Origin of the sequence: Methylotetracoccus oryzae, from assembly GCF_006175985.1 — a bacterium.
In the GTDB taxonomy this organism is placed as follows: domain Bacteria; phylum Pseudomonadota; class Gammaproteobacteria; order Methylococcales; family Methylococcaceae; genus Methylotetracoccus; species Methylotetracoccus oryzae.
Map to the genome: position 1 here is coordinate 300,523 of NZ_SRSH01000001.1, position 19,573 is coordinate 320,095.

14 protein-coding genes are annotated in these 19,573 nt (G+C 64.4%); 9 read left to right on the forward strand and 5 right to left on the reverse strand.

What is annotated here, in order from left to right; genetic code table 11:
• Window positions 1-105 precede the first annotated feature (105 nt).
• On the forward strand, window positions 106-3,780 hold the full coding sequence (locus tag BWR02_RS01385) for a hydantoinase B/oxoprolinase family protein (RefSeq protein ID WP_139555973.1): 3,675 nt from the start codon (window positions 106-108) through the stop codon (window positions 3,778-3,780).
• 242 nt (window positions 3,781-4,022) lie between these two features.
• Window positions 4,023-4,706: a TVP38/TMEM64 family protein gene (locus BWR02_RS01390; RefSeq protein ID WP_236101811.1), complete on the forward strand. Its 684-nt coding sequence runs from the start codon at window positions 4,023-4,025 to the stop codon at window positions 4,704-4,706.
• A 244-nt stretch (window positions 4,707-4,950) separates the two neighbouring features.
• Here BWR02_RS01390 and BWR02_RS20765 read toward each other — a convergent pair whose 3' ends face one another.
• On the reverse strand, window positions 4,951-5,091 hold the full coding sequence (locus tag BWR02_RS20765) for a hypothetical protein (protein WP_162559964.1): 141 nt from the start codon (window positions 5,089-5,091) through the stop codon (window positions 4,951-4,953).
• 176 nt (window positions 5,092-5,267) lie between these two features.
• On the opposite strand from BWR02_RS20765, the gene BWR02_RS01395 reads away from it, so the two are divergent.
• Window positions 5,268-6,500, forward strand: coding sequence for an MFS transporter (locus tag BWR02_RS01395; protein ID WP_139555974.1), 1,233 nt, complete (start codon window positions 5,268-5,270; stop codon window positions 6,498-6,500).
• 164 nt (window positions 6,501-6,664) lie between these two features.
• On the opposite strand, the gene BWR02_RS01400 is transcribed toward BWR02_RS01395, so the two are convergent.
• A complete protein-coding gene (locus BWR02_RS01400; RefSeq protein ID WP_139555975.1) occupies window positions 6,665-6,889 on the reverse strand; it encodes a YdcH family protein in 225 nt (74 codons plus the stop codon).
• 203 nt (window positions 6,890-7,092) lie between these two features.
• Entirely contained in the window at window positions 7,093-7,800 is a 708-nt protein-coding gene (locus BWR02_RS01405; protein WP_162559965.1) for a potassium channel family protein, read from the reverse strand.
• Between the two features lie 195 nt (window positions 7,801-7,995).
• Here BWR02_RS01405 and BWR02_RS20770 point away from each other — a divergent pair, with 195 nt between their 5' ends.
• The 3 genes from BWR02_RS20770 (at window position 7,996) to BWR02_RS01420 (ending at window position 12,873) form a co-directional block, all read left to right on the forward strand.
• A complete protein-coding gene (locus tag BWR02_RS20770; protein WP_162559966.1) occupies window positions 7,996-8,490 on the forward strand; it encodes a CIA30 family protein in 495 nt (164 codons plus the stop codon).
• 14 nt (window positions 8,491-8,504) lie between these two features.
• A complete protein-coding gene (locus BWR02_RS01415) occupies window positions 8,505-10,280 on the forward strand; it encodes an ABC transporter transmembrane domain-containing protein (protein WP_139555977.1) in 1,776 nt (591 codons plus the stop codon).
• A 175-nt stretch (window positions 10,281-10,455) separates the two neighbouring features.
• On the forward strand, window positions 10,456-12,873 hold the full coding sequence (locus BWR02_RS01420) for an AMP-binding protein (protein ID WP_139555978.1): 2,418 nt from the start codon (window positions 10,456-10,458) through the stop codon (window positions 12,871-12,873).
• A 56-nt stretch (window positions 12,874-12,929) separates the two neighbouring features.
• Here BWR02_RS01420 and miaA read toward each other — a convergent pair whose 3' ends face one another.
• Window positions 12,930-13,895, reverse strand: coding sequence for a tRNA (adenosine(37)-N6)-dimethylallyltransferase MiaA (miaA, locus tag BWR02_RS01425; protein ID WP_236101813.1), 966 nt, complete (start codon window positions 13,893-13,895; stop codon window positions 12,930-12,932).
• Complete coding sequence (mutL, locus tag BWR02_RS01430; protein WP_201276089.1) at window positions 13,892-15,679, reverse strand: DNA mismatch repair endonuclease MutL; 1,788 nt, start codon at window positions 15,677-15,679, stop codon at window positions 13,892-13,894. The genes miaA and mutL overlap by 4 nt, the downstream gene beginning before the upstream one ends.
• A 210-nt stretch (window positions 15,680-15,889) precedes the next feature.
• Here mutL and BWR02_RS01435 point away from each other — a divergent pair, with 210 nt between their 5' ends.
• From BWR02_RS01435 to BWR02_RS01445, 3 genes are all read left to right on the forward strand, one after another.
• Entirely contained in the window at window positions 15,890-17,563 is a 1,674-nt protein-coding gene (locus tag BWR02_RS01435; RefSeq protein WP_139555979.1) for a formate--tetrahydrofolate ligase, read from the forward strand.
• A 75-nt stretch (window positions 17,564-17,638) separates the two neighbouring features.
• Window positions 17,639-18,136, forward strand: coding sequence for a glutathione peroxidase (locus BWR02_RS01440; RefSeq protein ID WP_139555980.1), 498 nt, complete (start codon window positions 17,639-17,641; stop codon window positions 18,134-18,136).
• A gap of 119 nt (window positions 18,137-18,255) precedes the next feature.
• Complete coding sequence (locus BWR02_RS01445) at window positions 18,256-19,464, forward strand: response regulator (protein WP_139555981.1); 1,209 nt, start codon at window positions 18,256-18,258, stop codon at window positions 19,462-19,464.
• The last annotated feature ends 109 nt before the right edge of the window (window positions 19,465-19,573 follow it).

A 19,573-nucleotide genomic window follows, 5' to 3' on the forward strand; every position in this document is an offset into this window, starting at 1 on the left:
TGATCAAAAGCGTAGGAAAACAATTAGGACACATCCGGTTTTAAGAGTCAATTTCCCGAACGATCGCGGGGTGATCAAGCGCCCTCGCCCGCCTCGGTGACGCCCATGCAGCGTGGCTGGGAGTTCTGGATCGACCGCGGCGGTACGTTCACCGACATCGTGGCGCGCAGACCCGACGGGGTGCTTGAGGCGCGCAAGCTGCTGTCCGAGAATCCCGAGCGTTATGCGGACGCGGCCCTTCACGGGATCGCCGAGATCCTCACGGGCCGTGCGGAGAGCGCGACCCGGGTGTCGGCAGTCAAGATGGGTACGACCGTCGGCACCAACGCGCTGCTCGAGCGCAAGGGCGAACCCACCGTTCTGGTAACCAACCGCGGCTTTGGGGACATCCTGCAGATCGGCTACCAGAACCGCCCCGATATCTTCGCACTCGATATCCGGCTGCCCGACCGACTCTACACAGCCGCGATCGAGATATCCGGCCGCATCGATGCGGCCGGGAGCGAACTCGAGCCCCTGGAACTGGCCGACGTCGAGATCAGCCTGCAACAGGCCTATCGACATGGCCTGCGTTCGGTGGCCGTGGTCCTGATGCATGCCTGGCGCCATCCGGAGCACGAGACGTTGGTGGGCCAGGTCGCCGCCGACATCGGTTTTACCAATGTCGTTCTGTCGCACCGCACCAGCCCGACGATCCGGCTTGTCAGCCGCGGCAACACCACCGTTCTGGACGCTTACCTGTCACCGGTCCTGCGCCAGTATGTGGAGCGGTTCGCCTCAGGCCTCGAGAGGGTGCTCGGGCAGGTCGGCTCCGCGGGCCCATGCCGGCTATCGTTCATGCAATCCCATGGCGGGCTGACCGACGCGACGCGCTTCGGCGGCAAGGACAGCCTGCTTTCCGGACCAGCTGGCGGCATCATCGGCGCCATCGCGAGTGCTCGCCGAAGCGGCTGCGAGAAGATCATCACCTTCGACATGGGCGGTACGTCCACCGACGTGGCGCACCATGCCGGTGCACTGGAGCGCACCGAGGAAGCCGAGGTCGCTGGCATTCGGGTGCACTTGCCGCTGATGGCCATCCACACGATCGCGGCCGGCGGGGGCTCGGTACTGCGTTTCGACGGCGGTCGCTACCGCGTCGGCCCAGAGTCGGCGGGTGCCAGTCCGGGACCGGTCGCCTACCGCCGCGGCGGGCCGCTGTGCGTCACCGACGCAAACCTGATGGTCGGTAAGCTCCATCCCGACTTCTTTCCGCGCGTGTTCGGGCCGAATGGGAACCAGGCACTGGACCGCGACGGAGTGCAGGCCGCCTTTGCTGAACTTGCCGCGGAGATCGCCGCGTCCACCGGACGACCGGTCCAACCCGAAATCGTTGCGGAAGGATTCCTGCACGTGGCGGCGGAAGGGATGGCCAATGCGATCCGCAAGATCTCGGTCGAGCGCGGCCATGACATCAGCGACTACACCTTGTGCTCTTTCGGCGCCGCAGGCGGCCAGCACGCCTGCCAGATTGCGGACCTGCTCGGCATTCGACGCATTCTGATCCATCCGCTCGCCGGTGTGCTGTCGGCCTACGGCATGGGACTCGCGGACCACCGGACCCTACGCGGGATGCCCATCGCCGCGGAACTGCGCGCGGGACTGATCGCCGAGCTCGAACAACTCGCCTCGGAGTTGGAGCTTGCCGCCCGCAACGAACTGATAGCGCAAGGCATTACGCGCGAAAAAACGTCCGTGATGCGCCGCTTGCTGCTGCGCTATGCCTGGACCGATACACCCTTGACGATTCCGTGGGGCACGGAACAGACCATTCGTCGGAGCTTCGCGGACGCTCACCGTCAACGCTTCGGCTTCGTCGCTCCGGACAAACCGCTGGTCATCGAACGCGTCGAGGTCGAAGCGATCGGGAGCAGCGAGCCCATGGACCAACCGCCGCATGCCGTGCGATCGCGGAGTGCCGGGGCACCCGGTGCCTTGACGCAGTTCTACTCCGGCGGCCGCCATCACGTGGCCGGCATTTACCGGCGGTCGGAGTTGGCGCCCGGGATGCACCTTGACGGCCCTGCCATCATCGCCGAGGACACCGCAACGACCGTCATCGAACCGGGCTGGTCGGCCGAGGTATCCGCGAACGAGGACCTGCTCCTGCAGCGCATCGGAACCGCGTTCAGGCGCGCAGGCAGCGACACGGCCGTCGATCCGGCGATGCTCGAAATCTTCAGCCAGGCCTTCATGGCCATCGCCGAACAGATGGGGTTTGCGCTGCAGAACACGGCGCATTCGGTCAACATCAAGGAGCGGCTCGACTTCTCCTGCGCCGTATTCGACCACCTCGGCGAACTGATCGCCAACGCGCCCCACATCCCGGTCCACCTTGGGTCGATGGGAGAAAGTGTCAGAAACCTCCTGGAGGCGGTTGGCCAGGGCCTGCGCCCCGGCGACGTCTACCTGACCAACTCGCCGTACCACGGCGGAACGCACCTGCCCGACATCACGGTGGTTACGCCGGTTTACCTGGACCCTGCCGAACGACCAGCGTTCTACGTCGCCAGCCGCGGGCATCATGCCGACGTCGGCGGACCGACGCCAGGCTCGATGCCGCCGCACAGTGTATCGATCGCGGAGGAAGGCGTGCTCGCGGAAAGCCTTCGCATCGTGGCCGGCCAACGCTTCGACGAAGCGGCTGTCCGCGACTGGCTGGGAGCGAACGCGTACCCGGCCCGCAACCCGGACCAGAATCTGGCGGATCTTCGCGCGCAGGTTGCGGCCAACGAAAGGGGAGCCGAAGAATTGAGACGGCTCGTCGCCGAATATTCGCACGCGACCATCGCCGCGTATATGGGGCATATCAAGGACCACGCCGAAACCGCTGTGCGCGAGGTCATCGGGACGCTGACGGACGGGTCGTTCTCCTACCCGCTTGACGACGGGGCCGAGGTCTGTGTGAACATTCGGGTGGATCGGGATGCGCAGCGAGCCTGCATCGATTTCACCGGAACCTCTCCGCAACGGACGAACAATCTCAACGCACCGGCAGCGGTCTGCCGCGCCGCAGTACTGTATGTCTTCCGTACCCTCGTGAAGCGCGACATTCCTCTCAATGCCGGCTGCCTGCGACCGCTGGAGATCGTGATTCCCGACGGTTCGATGCTGAATCCTCGCCCCCCCGCAGCGGTCGTTGCCGGGAATGTGGAGACTTCCCAATACATCGTCGATGCCTTGTATGGCGCCCTGGGCATCATGGCCGCATCGCAGGGCACCATGAACAACGTCACCTTCGGCGATGATGATCTCCAGTACTACGAGACCATTTGCGGCGGTGCCGGCGCCGGACCGGACTTCGACGGCTGCGATGCGGTGCATACCCACATGACCAACTCACGCATCACCGACCCGGAGATCCTCGAAAGCCGCTTTCCGGTGCGCCTGGAAGCGTTCTCGATCCGGCGTGGAAGCGGTGGCGCCGGCCGTCATCGGGGCGGGAACGGGGTAATCCGGCGAATCCGCTTCCTGAAACCGATGAATCTCGCCGTGCTGTCGAGCCACCGGCTGCACCCGCCCTTTGGCCTCGCCGGCGGCAAACCCGGTGCGCTGGGCCGCAACACCTTGGTGCGAGCGGACGGCCGGAGCGAGGACTTGTCCGGGCGCGCGGCCTGCACTGCGCTGGAGGGCGACGTGTTGGTGGTCGAAACACCGGGCGGTGGCGGATTCGGTCAGGAACGGGAGCCGACGCCGCCGGACAGCGAGCCCGCTGACGACAGCGCGACCGCTGCGGCGTGACGAGCCGTAGGAGCGACCGCCCTGAAACCTGAAGGCTGGGAGCAAACCTGAAATGCGTGTATGCGACAGATTCCGGCCATAGCTGGAATCCGCCGCCGGTGGCGCTCCGCGGCATTCCATGTAAAATAATGGCTTATTCACTTGGATCGGATCGATTGCGTGTCGCGTATTAACAACTCACGTTCACCCGATAGCACGCCGTCCTGCGCTTCCATGGGCTTCAAACGGTCATCGGCCACATCATGAAGGTAGGCTCATCAATGCGGCGCGGTTTGCGGGCGTGGTCCCGATCCTTGTTCCTGGGCCTGGTGTTCTGCCTGCCGCTGGTTTTCGCCGCCGCGTTTCGCGACTGGCAGCAGTACGTCGAGGAGATCCGGCAATGGTTCGCTCAGGTCGGTGTGCTGGCGCCGGCAATCTTCACGCTCGGTTCGGCGCTGCTGACGGCGATCGGCATGCCGCGCCTGATCTTCTGTGCGGTTGGCGGTGTGCTCTTCGGAGGTGCCTGGGGTTTCCTTTGGAGCCATCTCGGCACCGTGCTGGGCGCTTATGGGGCGTTTGTCGTAGCCCGCTGGACCGCGCGCGATTACCTGTTGGCGCGTTATCCGAGCCTGCAGTCTCTGGCGGCGAAAATCGATGACTCCGGCTGGTGGTCAGTGATACTGATACGTCAAATGCCCATTAGCGGCCTCTACAACGACATCCTGCTGGCCTTGTCGCCCGTCACTCACGGCGCCTTCTGGGCGGGTACGCTGCTAGGGTTTCTACCGTTGGGTGTCACTGCGACCCTGATCGGTGCGGGCCTGATGCAAGCGGATATCGGCCAACTGACAGCCTATCTCGCATCGGCAGCCATCGCGATGGTTGCGCTCGGCGGTGCCTGGAACTGGCTCGCATCCCGGACGCGGAAGCCCGATCTGCGGTACTGACAAGCGCCCCGCAGACTCCGGTCGCGAGCGGTCTCGACGCCAGTGTACCGGTTGCCGTCAACGGGTCGGAAGCGCAGCGCTACGCGATGTCTCCGCGTCTCCCGCGGGGGCCGCTCGACACAGTTGCAAGCGCTGATCGCGGTCAATGCCTCGCCTGCCGCGGGGGATTCCTGGAAGAAGGAGATGAACTCGGCGGGGGCATCACAGGCTGTTGGGCCCTGTATACCCCCACCGCGAACGGCGACTAACGCGACCGCAACAACCGTTCGATTCGTTGACGGGCGAGGCGGGAGCGCTGCGAGCTGGAGCAGCGATAGACATGGAGCGTGTGCACCAATGCCCAGGAGTAGGTAAGCAGGGCTGCGGTGATGGGAAGAGCGATCATGACGATTCATCCTGTCGCGGGCCGACCTTGTGAAAGACGAAGCCAAAACGACAAGAAGCATAGCCGGCGCCGCGAGATATTCCTGCGTACGCGTTAACAGTTGGTTGCTGCGCCGGCTAACTTCACAAACCTCAGGCTCAGCGACACCAGTTGACGTTGGCCGAACGCCCTCACCGATGACGCGCCCATCCATCCCTCGCTACGCGAATCTGACTCTCTTCCTCGGCGCCCGGCTACTCGCCACGATGGCCGTGCAGATGATCAGCGTCGGCGTCAGCTGGCAGGTGTATGCCCTCACGGGGAACGTGCTCGACTTGGGCTGGCTGGGACTGGCGCAGTTCGCTCCGTTAATCCCATTGGTCCTGCTGGCCGGCCACGCTGCGGACCGCTTCAGTCGGCAATGGATCATCGCACTGTGTTACGGTCTGGAACTCGTCTGCGCGTTGTTGCTGATGGCAGTCAGTGCGGTACCGCAGGCCGACGTCGGGATGATCTTTGCGGTCATGGCGCTGCACGGCTCTGCCCGCGCATTCCTGATGCCCGCAAACCAGGCGGTACTTCGGGATCTCGTACTCCGGGATGATTTCGAGCGAGCGGTCGCCCTCAGTTCATCCACGTTCCAGCTCGGGGTCATCGCCGGACCCGCCGTCGGCGGCCTGCTTTACCTTGGGGGGCCCACCACCGTGTACGCGTCGGCAGGGTCACTCCTCGGCATCGCCATCATCCTGATCAGCAGCACGCGCCCAAGCCGAGCGCGCCCCGTCAGCGGTCCACTAAGCCTGGAACGCTTGCTCGACGGCGTGCGTCATGTGCGTTCCCGGCCGGTCATCCTGGGTGCGATTTCGCTGGATCTGTTCGCGGTTCTATTCGGCGGCGCGTCGGCGTTATTGCCCGCCTATGCCAACGACGTCCTCGGCGTCGGGCCCGCCGAACTCGGCCTGTTACGAACTGCGATGGCCCTGGGCGCAGCGGGTACGGGACTGCTGCTGGCGTTCAAACCCATCACGCGGCGCGTCGGCCTGAGCATGTTCGCCGGCGTTGCGCTCTTCGGCACGGCAACCCTTGGACTCGGCCTCTCAACCGACTTCCGGCTATCGCTGCTCGCGCTGGGCTTGATGGGTGCGGGCGACATGGTCGGCGTCTATGTCCGCCATACACTGATCCAGCTGGACACCCCCGACGCCATCCGTGGTCGGGTCAGTGCCGTGAACTCCGTGTTCATCGGCGCTTCCAACGAGTTGGGGGAATTTGAGTCGGGGCTGACCGCAGCCTGGTTCGGATTGGTGCCCGCGATTCTGATCGGCGGCACGGCAACACTGCTGGTCGTCGGCCTGTGGCTTTGGAAATTTCCGGCACTGCGCTCGATGGACGGCTTTCCGCGAGAGATGGCACGAAGCCCGCAAACCTGAGACCAGCGAACGCGGCCAGGCGCCGCGCCATGCCCGGCTCTTGGTTAAGTGCCTGTCAGCGCGCTCACACCTCGGCAGCGACGGAAAAAGCATCGATCCTGCGAAGCGTGCTTGCCTCGGTGACTCGGCGCCGACAGGCAAACCCTGCGTCAAGAAGGGCATCCCTACGCGTCGAGATCGGGGATCAGGGCACTCTCCGCCAGAGCGATCAGATCCTTGAGCCGCAGCTTGTGCTTTTTCAGTCGCCGCACCTGAATCTCGTCGGTCAGGGCTTCGGACTGCAAGCGCTGGATCAACTCGTCTAGCTGGCGATGCTCGGCACGCAATTCCCGCAAGTACGCGGTACGTCCGAAGGTTTCGGTTTCGATGTTGTCCGGATACTCGTCCATTCGGGCTGTTTGTTACCAGTTGGGAAAGTACCTCGTGGACCGGGGCGGGCTCCTGCACCGGAACCGCAACTCCTGAGGAGCGAGCATGGACCAGTTCGCTGTCCAGAATGCTCCGTTATCCGCGCGGTTCTTAAGCTTACCAGTTGCGGGCGCGCGCGTGACATGTGGCCGGCGCAGGACACCCTGCAGGACCCTATGCGAGTTCAGTCCTTGCGCGCATCTCGCGCACGCCGACTCTCGACGATCTCAACGGTGCGCAACCCCACAATGATCGCGACGATCACGACCAGATAGATCTGCCCGACCAAAGCCTCCAGCGTGGTGAGCATCCGCGCCAGCGCCGTCAATGGCACGATGTCGCCGTACCCGGTGGTCGTGATGGTGATCAGGCTGAAATACAGAAAGTCCGCTCGCCAGCCCTCATCCGCATCGGCTCCGGAGACATGGGCGAACGAGCCGGGTTGTAGCGCCTCGAGGAACTCGAAGGCAAAGGTCCAAACGAAGGCCAACAACACATACACCACCTGAGCCGCAAACACGACATTGTGAGTGACCGAGTGCTGCCGACCGATAAAGCGCATCAGCACGAAAATGATCAGGCCGAAGTAGGCTGCATTCGCGGCACTGTGCCATAAGCCCGCCATGACCGAAGCCGTCGTAACCTCGATGACCAGGGTCAATTGCGATATCAGCACCAAGACCATCGTGATGAACAACAGTGTTCGGCTGCGGCGATAGGCGATGATGCTGGGGAGGAAGATCGCGACGAACAGGCTGCCGCGCAAGAGATGCAGGATCAGGGGGCCTCGCAGCAGGGGATAGCCCACCAGCAGCAGCAGTGTGAGGACAAACAGCCAGACGAAGCTGGCTTCCCGCAACGACCTCAGCAACCCTCCGAATGGACCCTCCATCCTGGTCTCCATGAAACATCCCGTGACGGACCGCCGGCGCGGCATGAAAACCGCACCATCGCTTTGGCTGGGCCGCTTGTCAAGATCGATTTGAAGAGCGACACCCGCACTGTGCAAGGATATGCGACGGCGCCCGTTGCTTCCCGCCCCCCCGCAGGGTGGGGTACCATCACAACAGTCCAGACGCCGCGAACGATGAGCCACCCGAACCAACCACTCCTCTCGTTCCCGGATTTCCTGTCGGTCGCTCCCTTCCAGACCGTCAACGACGACGTCATGGGCGGCATCTCGACCAGCCGGGTAAGGCATGAGGGCGACGCACTGATCTTCGCCGGCGCCCTTTCCCTCGCCAATGGCGGCGGATTCGCCTCCTTCCGCGGCCCGCTGGCGCTGCCGCCAGAGACCACCGTCCTCTCCGTGCATCTGCGTGGAGACGGGCAGCGCTACCGTATCACGCTGAGAACGGAACCCTGCGAAAATGGCTTGACCTATCAGGCGCCATTCGTGACATCAGGCCACTGGGAGTGGTTAAGCTTCTCGGCGAGTGATTTCACTGCTCGCCGTCGCGGCCGGCCCGTCGAACATGCACCCGGGCTGGCGTTCCCGCAGGCCAAGGCTCTCGGCATCCTGATCGCCGACCGTCAGGCCGGCCCGTTTCGCCTCGCGTTAAGCGCGGTGCGGGCCAGGTGACGGCTCCATCAACCATGCCCGCAGGGGACGCGCCCCGGCGGATCTCGGCGCTGAAGACTTTAGGGCCCTTCCTGCGGCCTTATCGGCTGCGCATCGCTCTCGCCTTCGTCCTGCTGTGCATCGGCTCGGCCTCGATCCTGATGGTACCCGCAGGCTTTCGCAACCTCATCGATGAAGGGTTCCTGCGCGCCGGCGCCGGGCCCGAAACCATGGAACGCGCGCATTGGCGGTTCGTCGCACTCTTCGGCATCGGACTGGTCTGGTCATCAGCCGTCGCCGGGCGGTACTACCTGGTCAACTGGCTGGGTGAACGGGTCACGGCCGACCTCCGCAACGCCATCTATGCGCGCGTCCTGCGCCAGTCGCCGGCCTTCTTCGAGACGCTGCAGACCGGCGAGATCCTGTCCCGGCTGAGCGCCGACGCGACACTGGTCCAGACAGTGGTCGGTTCCTCGGCTTCGATGGGTCTGCGGAGCCTGTTTCAGGCTCTGGGCGGTCTGGCCATGCTGGCCGTCACCGACCTCCGGCTGTTCGGGATCACGGCCGGACTGCTGGCCACGCTGATATTGCCGCTGATCGTCCTGGGACGCCGCGTTCGCCGTCTGTCGCGCGACTCCCAGGATCGTATCGCCGACGCGTCGGCCGTCGCCGGAGAGATCCTGAACGCCGCCAGCACCGTCCAGTCCTACACGCACGAGGACATCGAGGCCCGCCGCTACGCCGGGCTGGTCGAAACCGCCTTCCGGACGGCGATGACGCGCTCCCGATGGCGCGCCCTGCTGACCCAGCTGGTCATCATGGCGGTCTTCGGCGCCATTCTCTTCGTGCTGTGGCTGGGCGCACGCGCTGTGGCGGAAGGCAGCATGACCGGCGGCCAACTGACGTCGTTCGTGCTGTATGCCGTCATCGTCGCGGGAGCGGCAGGCACACTGTCGGAAGTGTGGGGGGACGTCATGCGCGCTGCCGGTGCTGCCGAGCGACTGATGGAACTGATGCATGCCGTGCCCTCGCTGAGCCCGTCGCCAGCGCCGGTTCGACTGCCGCAAGTGCATCGAGCCGGCATCCGCTTCGAACGCGTTAGCTTCCGGTACCCGTCACGCCCGCAGATTGCCGCGCTCTCGGGTTTCGATCTGGCAGTCGACGAGGGCGCGACGGTCGCCCTGATAGGTCCATCGGGAGCGGGCAAGACGACGGTGTTCCTTCTGCTGCAGCGATTCTTCGACGTGAGCGAGGGTGCCGTGCGGTTCAACGGTACCGACGTCCGTGCACTCGCCCTGGACGAACTCCGCGGAGCCATCGCCGTCGTGCCGCAGGAGCCCGTGATCTTCTCGGCCGACGCGATGGAAAACATCCGCTACGGCCGGCCCGACGCCGATGACCAGGCAGTGATCGCTGCCGCGCGCGATGCGCAGGCCGACGAGTTCATCCAGCGACTCCCCGATGGTTATCGGACCTTCCTCGGCGAGCGCGGAATCCGGCTTTCCGGCGGTCAGCGACAGCGTATCGCCATTGCGCGTGCCATTCTGAAGAACGCGCCGCTGTTGCTGTTGGATGAGGCCACCTCGTCGCTCGATGCCGAGTCGGAGCGTCTCGTGCAACAGGGGCTGGCGACGGCCATGGCCGGACGCACGACGCTGATCATCGCCCACCGGCTCGCGACGGTGCAGCGCGCCGACTGCATCGTGGCCATGGAGCATGGCCGCATCGTCGAACAGGGACGACCCGATGCGCTGAAGCAATCCGGCGGTCTCTATGCGCGGCTTTCGGAGCTGCAATTGATTGGGGGTTGACGCAGCTGCCTGACCGACGGATCGGTCCTGTCCCCGAATGGCGGCTCTCGCGGCCCACGAGGGAACCGTGCCGCGATTCGGTTAAACTGTGTCGGCCGCCAAAGCCCAGCCGTTCGAGTCGGGTCCTCCCGGTTCATCCGCTACGCCAGCGCGGCCCCTTCGGAGAGCCGCTGCCATGGCCGATCTGCCTTCCTTTCTGGCGTGCCAAGCCGCGCGGCACGCGACCTGCCTCGCGCTGCAGAGCCGTCCGCGCTACCGCACGATCCGCTGGACCTACCAGGACCTGTCGGTGCGGGCAGCACTTGTCGCGGCCGATCTGGGCGACCGCGGTGTCGTCGCGGGCGATCGCGTGCTGCTGTTCGCGGAGAATTCACTCGACTGGGTCGCCGCGTTCTTCGGCATCCTGACGCGGGGAGCCGTGGTCGTGCCACTGAACCCCACGAGCCCCGCGTCGCAACTCGAACGCATCGTCGCGGCGGCGGAACCAAAGCTGGTTCTGGCTTCGATACATTCATCGTGGCCGCTGGCAGCCCTGCCGCTGATGACGATAGCTGTGCCGTTCGACCGCAACCCGCCAGCTACCAGCGAGGTGTCGGCAGGCGTTGCCGGCGGCCTCGCCGAAATCATTTACACCTCCGGAACCACGGGCGATCCGAAGGGCGTCATGCTCTCGCATGCCAATCTGCTGGGGAATCTCGAAGGGGTGCACGCAGCCGTGCCACTGCAGCCGCAGGACCAGGTGCTGACGCTGCTGCCGCTATTCCATGTCTTCGGCCAGATGACCGGAATCCTTTGCCCTCTCCGGGCCGGGGCCAGCGTGACCTACCTGGCAACCCCGACGTCTCGGGCGATACTCGAGGCCCTCGCTCATACCCGGGCCACGCACCTGGTCGTGATCCCCGAGGTGCTCAGGACGATGATGGACCGCCTGGAAGCCAGGCTGGGCGGCCTGCCCCGGTGGTCCCGCCCGCTGCTGCGCTCCCGCATCCGCCGGCGCCTGTCGCCAACACTGCGGACCATCGTCTGCGGCGGCGCACCGCTGGATGCGGAACTGGAGGAGAAGTGGTGGGCGCTGGGATTCGAGGTGCTGCAGGGCTATGGCCTGACCGAAACCAGCCCTGTGATCGCCGCGAATACGCCGAACGCGCACCGCAGCGGTACGGTAGGCCGCCCCATCGCCGGGGTGGAGGTCCGAATCGCCGGCGACGAGATCGAGGTTCGCGGTCCGGGCGTTATGCAGGGCTATTTCCGCAATCCCGCTCGCACCGCCGAGACTTTCGATGGCGACTGGCTCCGCACCGGGGACGGTGGTCGCCTTGACCCGGACGGTTTTCTGCACGTGTTCGGGCGTCGGAAGTATATGATTCTGGGGCCAAGCGGAGAGAACGTGTTTCCCGAGGATATCGAGGCCGAACTCAACAGGATCCCCGGCGTGATCGACAGCGCCGTGGTTGGCCTGGACCGCAACGGAAGAACGATCGTACATGCTGTCCTGATCTGCGACACCGGGGACGCAGCAGCAACCGTCGCCGCCGCGAACCGCCATCTGGCGCCCCATCAGCAGGTCACGAGCTGGTCGCTGTGGCCGGAGGCCGACTTTCCGCGCTCGGTGACGCGCAAGATCAAGAAGGAAGAGGTGATTCGGCGCCTGGCAGAACATCCCGAACCACCCGCCAAGCCGGACGGGCGCCACACGCCGCTGCGCCGGCTGATCGCCGAGTTGACGGGCACCCCCCTGAACGCGCTGTCCGATACCCTGCGTCCGGTCGCGGATCTGAACCTGGACTCTCTGCACCGCCTCGAACTCGTCGCCCGCATCGAGGACACGTTGGGCGTCGTGCTACAGGAGGTGGAGATCAAACCGGAAACGACGCTCGCCGAACTCGAAAATCGGGTGGAACGGCAGTCCGCGCTAGCGCCATCCGTGGCCCGCTATCCGCGCTGGTCGCTGTCCGCCTGGGCCTGCGCGCTGCGGCCCGCGGCGCTGGCGATCTTCCTGCGCTCATGGCTGCAGCCGTTCTGTCGGCTGCACATCAGTGGCCTCGAACACTTGACCGAGGTTCGGGGACCGGTGCTGTTCATGGCCAATCACCGCAGTTATCTCGACTCGGCCGTCGCGAGTTTCTCCCTGCCCGCGCGCATACGCAGCCGTCTCGCCATCGCGGCCTCCACGGAAGTGCTCTACCGGCGGTTCCCGTGGGCCATCCCATTGGGGGAACTGGCGCTGAATGCGTTTCCGTTTCCGACCGGCAGCGACGAAAACATCCGGCCGGGACTCGAGTACATCGGGCGCCTGCTCGATGACGGGTGGAATGTGCTGGTTTTCCCCGAAGGCCAGATGAACCGCACGGATCAGCCATTGCTGGAACTCAAGGGCGGCACCGGGCTCCTGGCGGTGGAGATGGCCGTGCCGATCGTTCCGTTGGCGATCGTGGGCACGGCCGGGATCATGCCGCCCGGCCGCATACTTCCCCAACGGCGCGCGACGGTGGACGTCCGCTTCGGCGCGCCCATGCAACCCGCCGAGGAAACCCGGGCCGACGTCCTGACCGCACGCGTGCACACGGCGTTGGGCAGATTGCTGTCCTTCTGACCGGGCGTAGGATCTTTTGGGCGCCCCGCCCCGTCAACGCCCCAGGAAGAAACCGGTCAGCGCTGGGACACGGGGCGCTGAGCACGCAGCCGCGGGAGCAGCGCGGACATGACGCGATCATCCAGCTCCGGATCCTCGCTGACGAACGACAGCGCTTCGTGTTCGCGGCGCAGCCAGGTGTACTGCCGCTTCGCGAACTGCCGGGTCGCGACAATCGCCCGCTCGATCATTTCCGCCTGGTCGCACTCGCCCTTCAATAGAGACCAGATTTGGCGATAACCGACCGCGCGGATCGCTGGACGCGATTCATCGAGATCACCGCGACGAAACAGGGCTTCGACCTCGGCAACCAAACCACGATCCAACATATCGAGGAAGCGCGAGCGGATACGCTCGTGCAAGCGTTCGCGGTCTGCCGGGGCCACTATCAGGCGAATCACACGGAACGGCAGGGGCTTGGTGGCCGCACGCTCCCACAGCGCCGTCAGCGAATGGCCGGTGAGCCGGTATACCTCTAGGGCACGCTGGATGCGCTGCGGATCGTTGGGATGGATCCGGCGCGCGGCGGCGGGATCGACGACCTGAAGTTGGGCGTGCAGATGGTGCCAACCGAAGCGTTCCGCCTCATCATCGATCGCACGCCGCACTGCCGGGTCGGCTTCGGGCAAATCAGCCAGGCCCTGGAACAACGCATTGAAATACAACATGGTGCCGCCCACGAGCAGCGGCAGCCGGCCGCGCTGCGCTATGTCCTGGATCAGGTTCAGGGTCTGGTCCCGGAACTGCCCGGTAGAGTAAGCCTCCCGCGGATCGATGATGTCGATCAGGTGGTGCGGTACACCAGCCCGTTCGTCCAGTGTGGGCTTGGCCGTGCCGATATCCATGCCGCGGTAGACCAGCGACGAGTCGACGCTGATCACCTCGCCGCCGAAAAACTGGGCCAGCCGGATTCCCAGCCCGGTCTTGCCCGAGGCCGTCGGGCCCATCACGGCCACGACGACCGGCAGGTCGGCCTTCTTCACCGCCCGCGCAGAAACAGGCGATCGAGGTCCCGGGTACTGAACTGCACCCAGGTCGGCCGCCCGTGATTACACTGACCGCTGTTCTCCGTCGCTTCCATTTCGCGCAGCAGGGCATTCATCTCGGGCACAGTCAGTTTGCGATTGGCGCGGACCGACCCATGACAGGCCAGTGTCGACAGAATCTCGTGGCGGTACTGTTCGAGGCGGGAACTGCGCCCGTGCAACACCAGATCCGACAGCAGATCGCGCACCAGGCTTTCGGCATCGACCTCGTCCAGCAGCGCCGGAATGCCGCGGATCAGCACCGAGCCGGGCCCGGCGCAGCTGAGCTCCAGTCCCAGAGCAGCGAGTTCCTCGCCATGCTTCTCCACCAGATCGGCTTCGGCTGCGCTGACCGCAATCTGGACCGGCAGCAGCAGCGGCTGGCAGGCGACGGCACCACAGGACCATTGCCGCTTGAGCTTCTCGTAAGTGATGCGCTCGTGAGCGGCATGGGCATCCACGACCACGAGCCCTTCCTGCGACTCCGCCAGAATGTAGGCGCCATGAAGGTGCGCCAGCGCGAAACCGAGCGCCGGTATCTCCTGCCCGCTCGGCGCGGCCATTGGCGATCCCGCGCTTTTCGGGGAAGGCCGATACAGGTCGGCGTAAGCACGAACCTGATCGGCGACACCGAAGGACAATGGTGCCTGGGCGGGGGTCCGGCTGCCGCCGAAAGGCTGTGCCTCAGGGAAGGCCGGAGCCTGCACAGACGCCAAACCGGTGGCCGTCGGCTCTTGCCCCGGCCGGTGGTCGGCCAGGACTCTCTTGACCCCTCGGTGCAGAAAGTCATGGACCAGGCCGCTCTCCCGAAAGCGGACTTCGAGCTTGGCCGGGTGGGCATTCACATCGACCAGTACCGGATCGATCTCCAGATGCAGCACGTAGGCGGGATGACGCCCATGGTAGAGGACATCGTCGTAGGCCAGACGCAAGGCATGGCTGACGATCTTGTCCCGAACCAGACGTCCGTTGACATAGAAGAACTGCAGGTCGGGCTGGCTACGTGAGAAGGTCGGCAACCCCAACCAGCCCGTCAGCCGCAGTTCGCCCACCGCAAAGTCCAGTCGCAGCGACTGCTGCAGAAAAGCATCGCCACACAACAGTGCGACGCGCGCGCTCTGCTCATGCTCCTCGGTCGCGGGTCGCAGGTTCAGGATCTCACGCTGGTTATGGCGGAGCTGAAAGCCGGTCCCGAAGCGGCTCAGTGCCATGCGCCGGATCAGCGTGTCGATATGCGAGAACTCGGTCTTGTCCGACCGGAGGAACTTGCGCCGCGCCGGCGTGTTGTAGAACAGGTCGCGAACCTCGACGGTCGTCCCCGGAGGATGCGCCGCGGGCTGGAATTCGAAGCCGTCCTCGGTCCCGTCGGCGACGACCGACCAGCCGCAGGCGTCATCCGCGGTACGCGAGGTCAGACGCAGGCGAGCGACCGAGCTGATGCTCGGTAGGGCCTCACCGCGAAAGCCCATGCTGCGGATCCGCTCCAGATCGCGCAGCGTAGCAATCTTGCTGGTCGCGTGACGGGACAGCGCCAGTGGCAGGTCCTCGCGGACAATACCGCAGCCGTCGTCGCGCACACGGATCAGCGCGAGCCCTCCCCGCTCGACATCGACGTGGACGGTTCCGGCACCGGCATCGAAGGCGTTCTCGAGCAATTCCTTGATAACCGATGCAGGCCTTTCAACCACTTCGCCGGCGGCAATCTGGTTGACCAGTTGGGGGGGCAGGATTTGGATACGCATGAGGTCAGCCGACACAACGGCCTTCATTGTAATGGGAAAGCGTCCGACTGATGCCGGGTGGCAGAAAAACCGCTCTGAAGGGCTGAAACTGGCTGTCCAAGTTGCTACCATCTTCGACGAATAATGGCGACCCCATGGTCCGCCACCCGAGGCTTGCCGCTACCCTGCACAACCGCGGGGACAGCGCAGGGAGCCCCTCAAGGAGTATCCATGTCCGACATCGAAATTGCGCAATCCGCCCGCATGCGGCCCATCATCGAGCTTGCCCAAGACCGCCTGGGTATACCGCCTGAACACCTTGATCCGTATGGCCACTACAAGGCCAAACTGTCACTGGAATACATCGACCAACTGCCGGCCCGCCCCGATGCCAAGCTGGTGCTGGTAACGGCGATCAGCCCGACCCCGGCCGGAGAAGGCAAGACAACGACCACGGTCGGACTGGGGGACGCGCTGAACCGGCTCGGCAAGAGTACGATGATCTGCCTGCGTGAACCGGCCCTGGGCCCCTGTTTCGGTGTCAAGGGCGGTGCCGCCGGCGGCGGCTATGCGCAGGTCGTCCCCATGGAGGACATCAACCTGCATTTCACGGGCGACTTCCATGCGCTTGCTGTCGCCCACAACCTGTTGTCGGCAATGATCGACAACCACCTCCATCACGGGAACGCGCTGAATCTCGACGCGCGGCAAGTCCATTGGAAACGCGTCGTGGACATGAACGACCGCGCGCTGCGGGACATCGTCGTCGGACTCGGCGGCGTTCCCAACGGTTTTCCGCGCCAGGACGGCTTCGACATCATTGCGGCATCGGAGGTCATGGCGATCCTTTGCCTGTCGAACTCGCTGCAGGAACTGAAACATCGACTCGGCAACATCCTGGTCGGTTACACGCGAGGCGACAACCGTCCGGTCTTCGCGCGTGACATCAACGCCCATGGCGCCATGGCGGTCCTGCTGAAGGATGCGCTGCGCCCGAATCTCGTGCAGACCCTCGAAAACAATCCGGTACTGGTCCACGGCGGGCCCTTCGCAAACATCGCCCACGGCTGCAACTCGGTGGTGGCAACCAAAGCCTCCCTGAAACTCGCCGACATCGTCGTCACCGAAGCCGGCTTCGGCGCAGACCTGGGGGCCGAGAAATTCCTGGACATCAAATGCCGCAAGGCCGGCATCCAGCCAGACGCCGTCGTGCTGGTCGCGACGGTGCGCGCGCTCAAATACCACGGCGGCGTTCCCGTCGCAGAGTTGCAGACCGAGAACCTCGCTGCACTGGAAACCGGCTTCGCGAATCTGGCGCGGCATTTCCACAATCTGACTCAGCAATTCGGTCTGCCCTGCGTGGTCGCGATCAATCACTTCAGTTCCGACACCGACGCCGAGATCAATCTGCTGCAACGCCGGGTGGGCGAACTGGGCGTACGAGCCGTGCTGTCCAAGCACTGGGCGGAAGGCGGCAAGGGAGCGGAAGATCTCGCTCGGGAAGTGATGTCGACGCTCGACAACGAGCCCCCCGAATTCCGCTTTCTGTATGACGAGCATGCGCCGCTTTGGGACAAGATCAAGGCCGTGGCGACGAAGATTTACGGTGCTGCCGACGTCACGGCCGACTCCAAGGCGCGGGAACAACTGGCCCAGCTCAGCAAGGACTACAGTCACTTCCCGGTCTGCATTGCGAAGACTCAGTATTCGTTTTCCGGTGATGCCAGCCTGAAGGGCGCCCCGACCGGCCATATTCTGTCGATACGCGAGGTCCGCCCCAGTCTTGGCGCCGAATTCGTCGTCGCTATCTGCGGCAACATGATGACGATGCCCGGCTTGCCTCGAGTTCCGGCCGCAGAACATATCGACCTCGACGAGCAAGGCCGGATCACCGGTCTGTTCTAGCGGCACTACACGCCTGCCTGTCAGGTCAAAGTCAGTGTTCATGAATGCCCAACGCTGTCGAGAAGAACTTCCAGCATGACGAACACATCGGTCTACGACTTTGCTCTACGAACACTTGACGGACACCCGCTCAAGCTGGCCGACTTTCGCGGGCGCGTCCTGTTGATCGTCAACACCGCCAGTCGCTGTGGCTTCACACCGCAGTATGCCGGGCTCGAACGGCTGCACCGGGATTACGCAGCGCGTGGTCTGACGGTCATCGGCGTTCCATGCAATCAATTCGGAGCGCAGGAACCCGGAGATTCCGAGGCGATCGCCGCGTTCTGCGACACGCATTACGGCGTCAGCTTTCCGCTGTCGGAAAAGGAGGAAGTGAACGGCGACGGAGCTCACCCCTTGTTCAACTACCTTAAGCAGAGCGCTCCCGGCCTCCTCGGCACTACCGCGATCAAGTGGAACTTCACGAAGTTTCTGGTGAATCGCGATGGCCAGGTCGTTGCTCGTTACGCGCCGACCGACGCGCCGGAGTCACTGCGCAGTGCGATCGAGCGGCTGTTGCACCAGAACCATTGAACACGCAACGGGCCCAAGGGCTCAGAAAAACCGGCTCCAAACGCCGCGCGCCGACGGGTGGGGGACGGAAGCGCCGGATCATCTATCGGTAACTTCCGGCAGCCAGCCAGATCCGGAACATGAGTAACACGGACAGCAACTTCGAGGCTGACAGAGCGACCATACTGGCCGTCGACGACATGCCGGAAAACCTCGTGGTTCTGGGTGAACTGCTGCAGCCCCATTACCGCGTGCGGGCCGTGAATAACGGCACACGTGCGCTTCGGGCCGCCGCCAGCGCGCCGCACCCGGACCTCATCCTGCTGGATGTGATGATGCCCGACATGGATGGATATTCGGTGCTTCAGGAATTGCAGGCTAATCCATCGACCAGGGACATCCCGGTCATCTTCGTGACCGCGATGGACCAGATGGACGACGAGGAACGTGGACTCGACCTGGGCGCGGTCGACTACATCACCAAGCCCATTCGCCCGGCGATCCTGCTCGCGCGAGTGCGGAACCATCTCGAACTGAAACGAACACGCGACTGGCTCAAGGACCAGACGGGGTTTCTGGAGTCGGAGGTCGCGCGGCGCATCCGTGAAAACCAGCTGATTCAGGACGTCAGCATCCGCGCACTCGCCAATCTCGCCGAAACCCGCGACTGGGAGACCGGAAACCATATCCGACGCACTCAGGCCTATGTGTCGTTGCTGGCCAATGCGCTGCGCGGCCATCCCCGCTTTGCGGAAGCCCTGACGCCGCGTCGCCTCGAACTGATCGTCAAGGCCGCACCGCTGCACGACATTGGCAAGGTCGGCATTCCCGATCAGATACTGCTCAAGGACTCAAGGCTGACCGAGTCGGAATTCGAGATCATGAAGACCCATAGCCGGCTCGGCGCGGATGCCATTGACAAGGCCATGCGCGGCGCTCTGAACAGCGACGATTACGCGACGCTGCAAAAACACTGCCGGCTGGGATTTGAGGCGCTCGACCGCAGTGGTCAGGAAATCGAGGGTAGTCCACTCGCCTTCCTTGAAATTGCGAAGGAGATTGCGCTGCGGCATCACGAGAAATGGGATGGCAGTGGATACCCCGACGGACTGGCGGGCGAGGCAATACCGGTGCCCGCCCGCCTGATGGCTCTGGCTGACGTGTTCGACGCTCTGATCAGCCGTCGTGTCTACAAGGAACCGATCCCGCTGGACGAAACGGAAGGGATCATCGTGGCGGGTCGTGGCAGGCACTTCGACGCGGATGTCGTCGACGCCTTCATGGCACTCAGGGAGGAGTTTGCCGCGGTTGCATTCCGGTATCCGGACCAAACCCCACCAAACCGTTAGTCGATACGGTAACGCAGAGTCGCTCGGATAACGCCCTTCTTTCGGGATTGCTATCGGCCGGTGGGCTTCAGATGGCGCCGCATCGTGGCTCCGGCGCCGCGGCGATCAG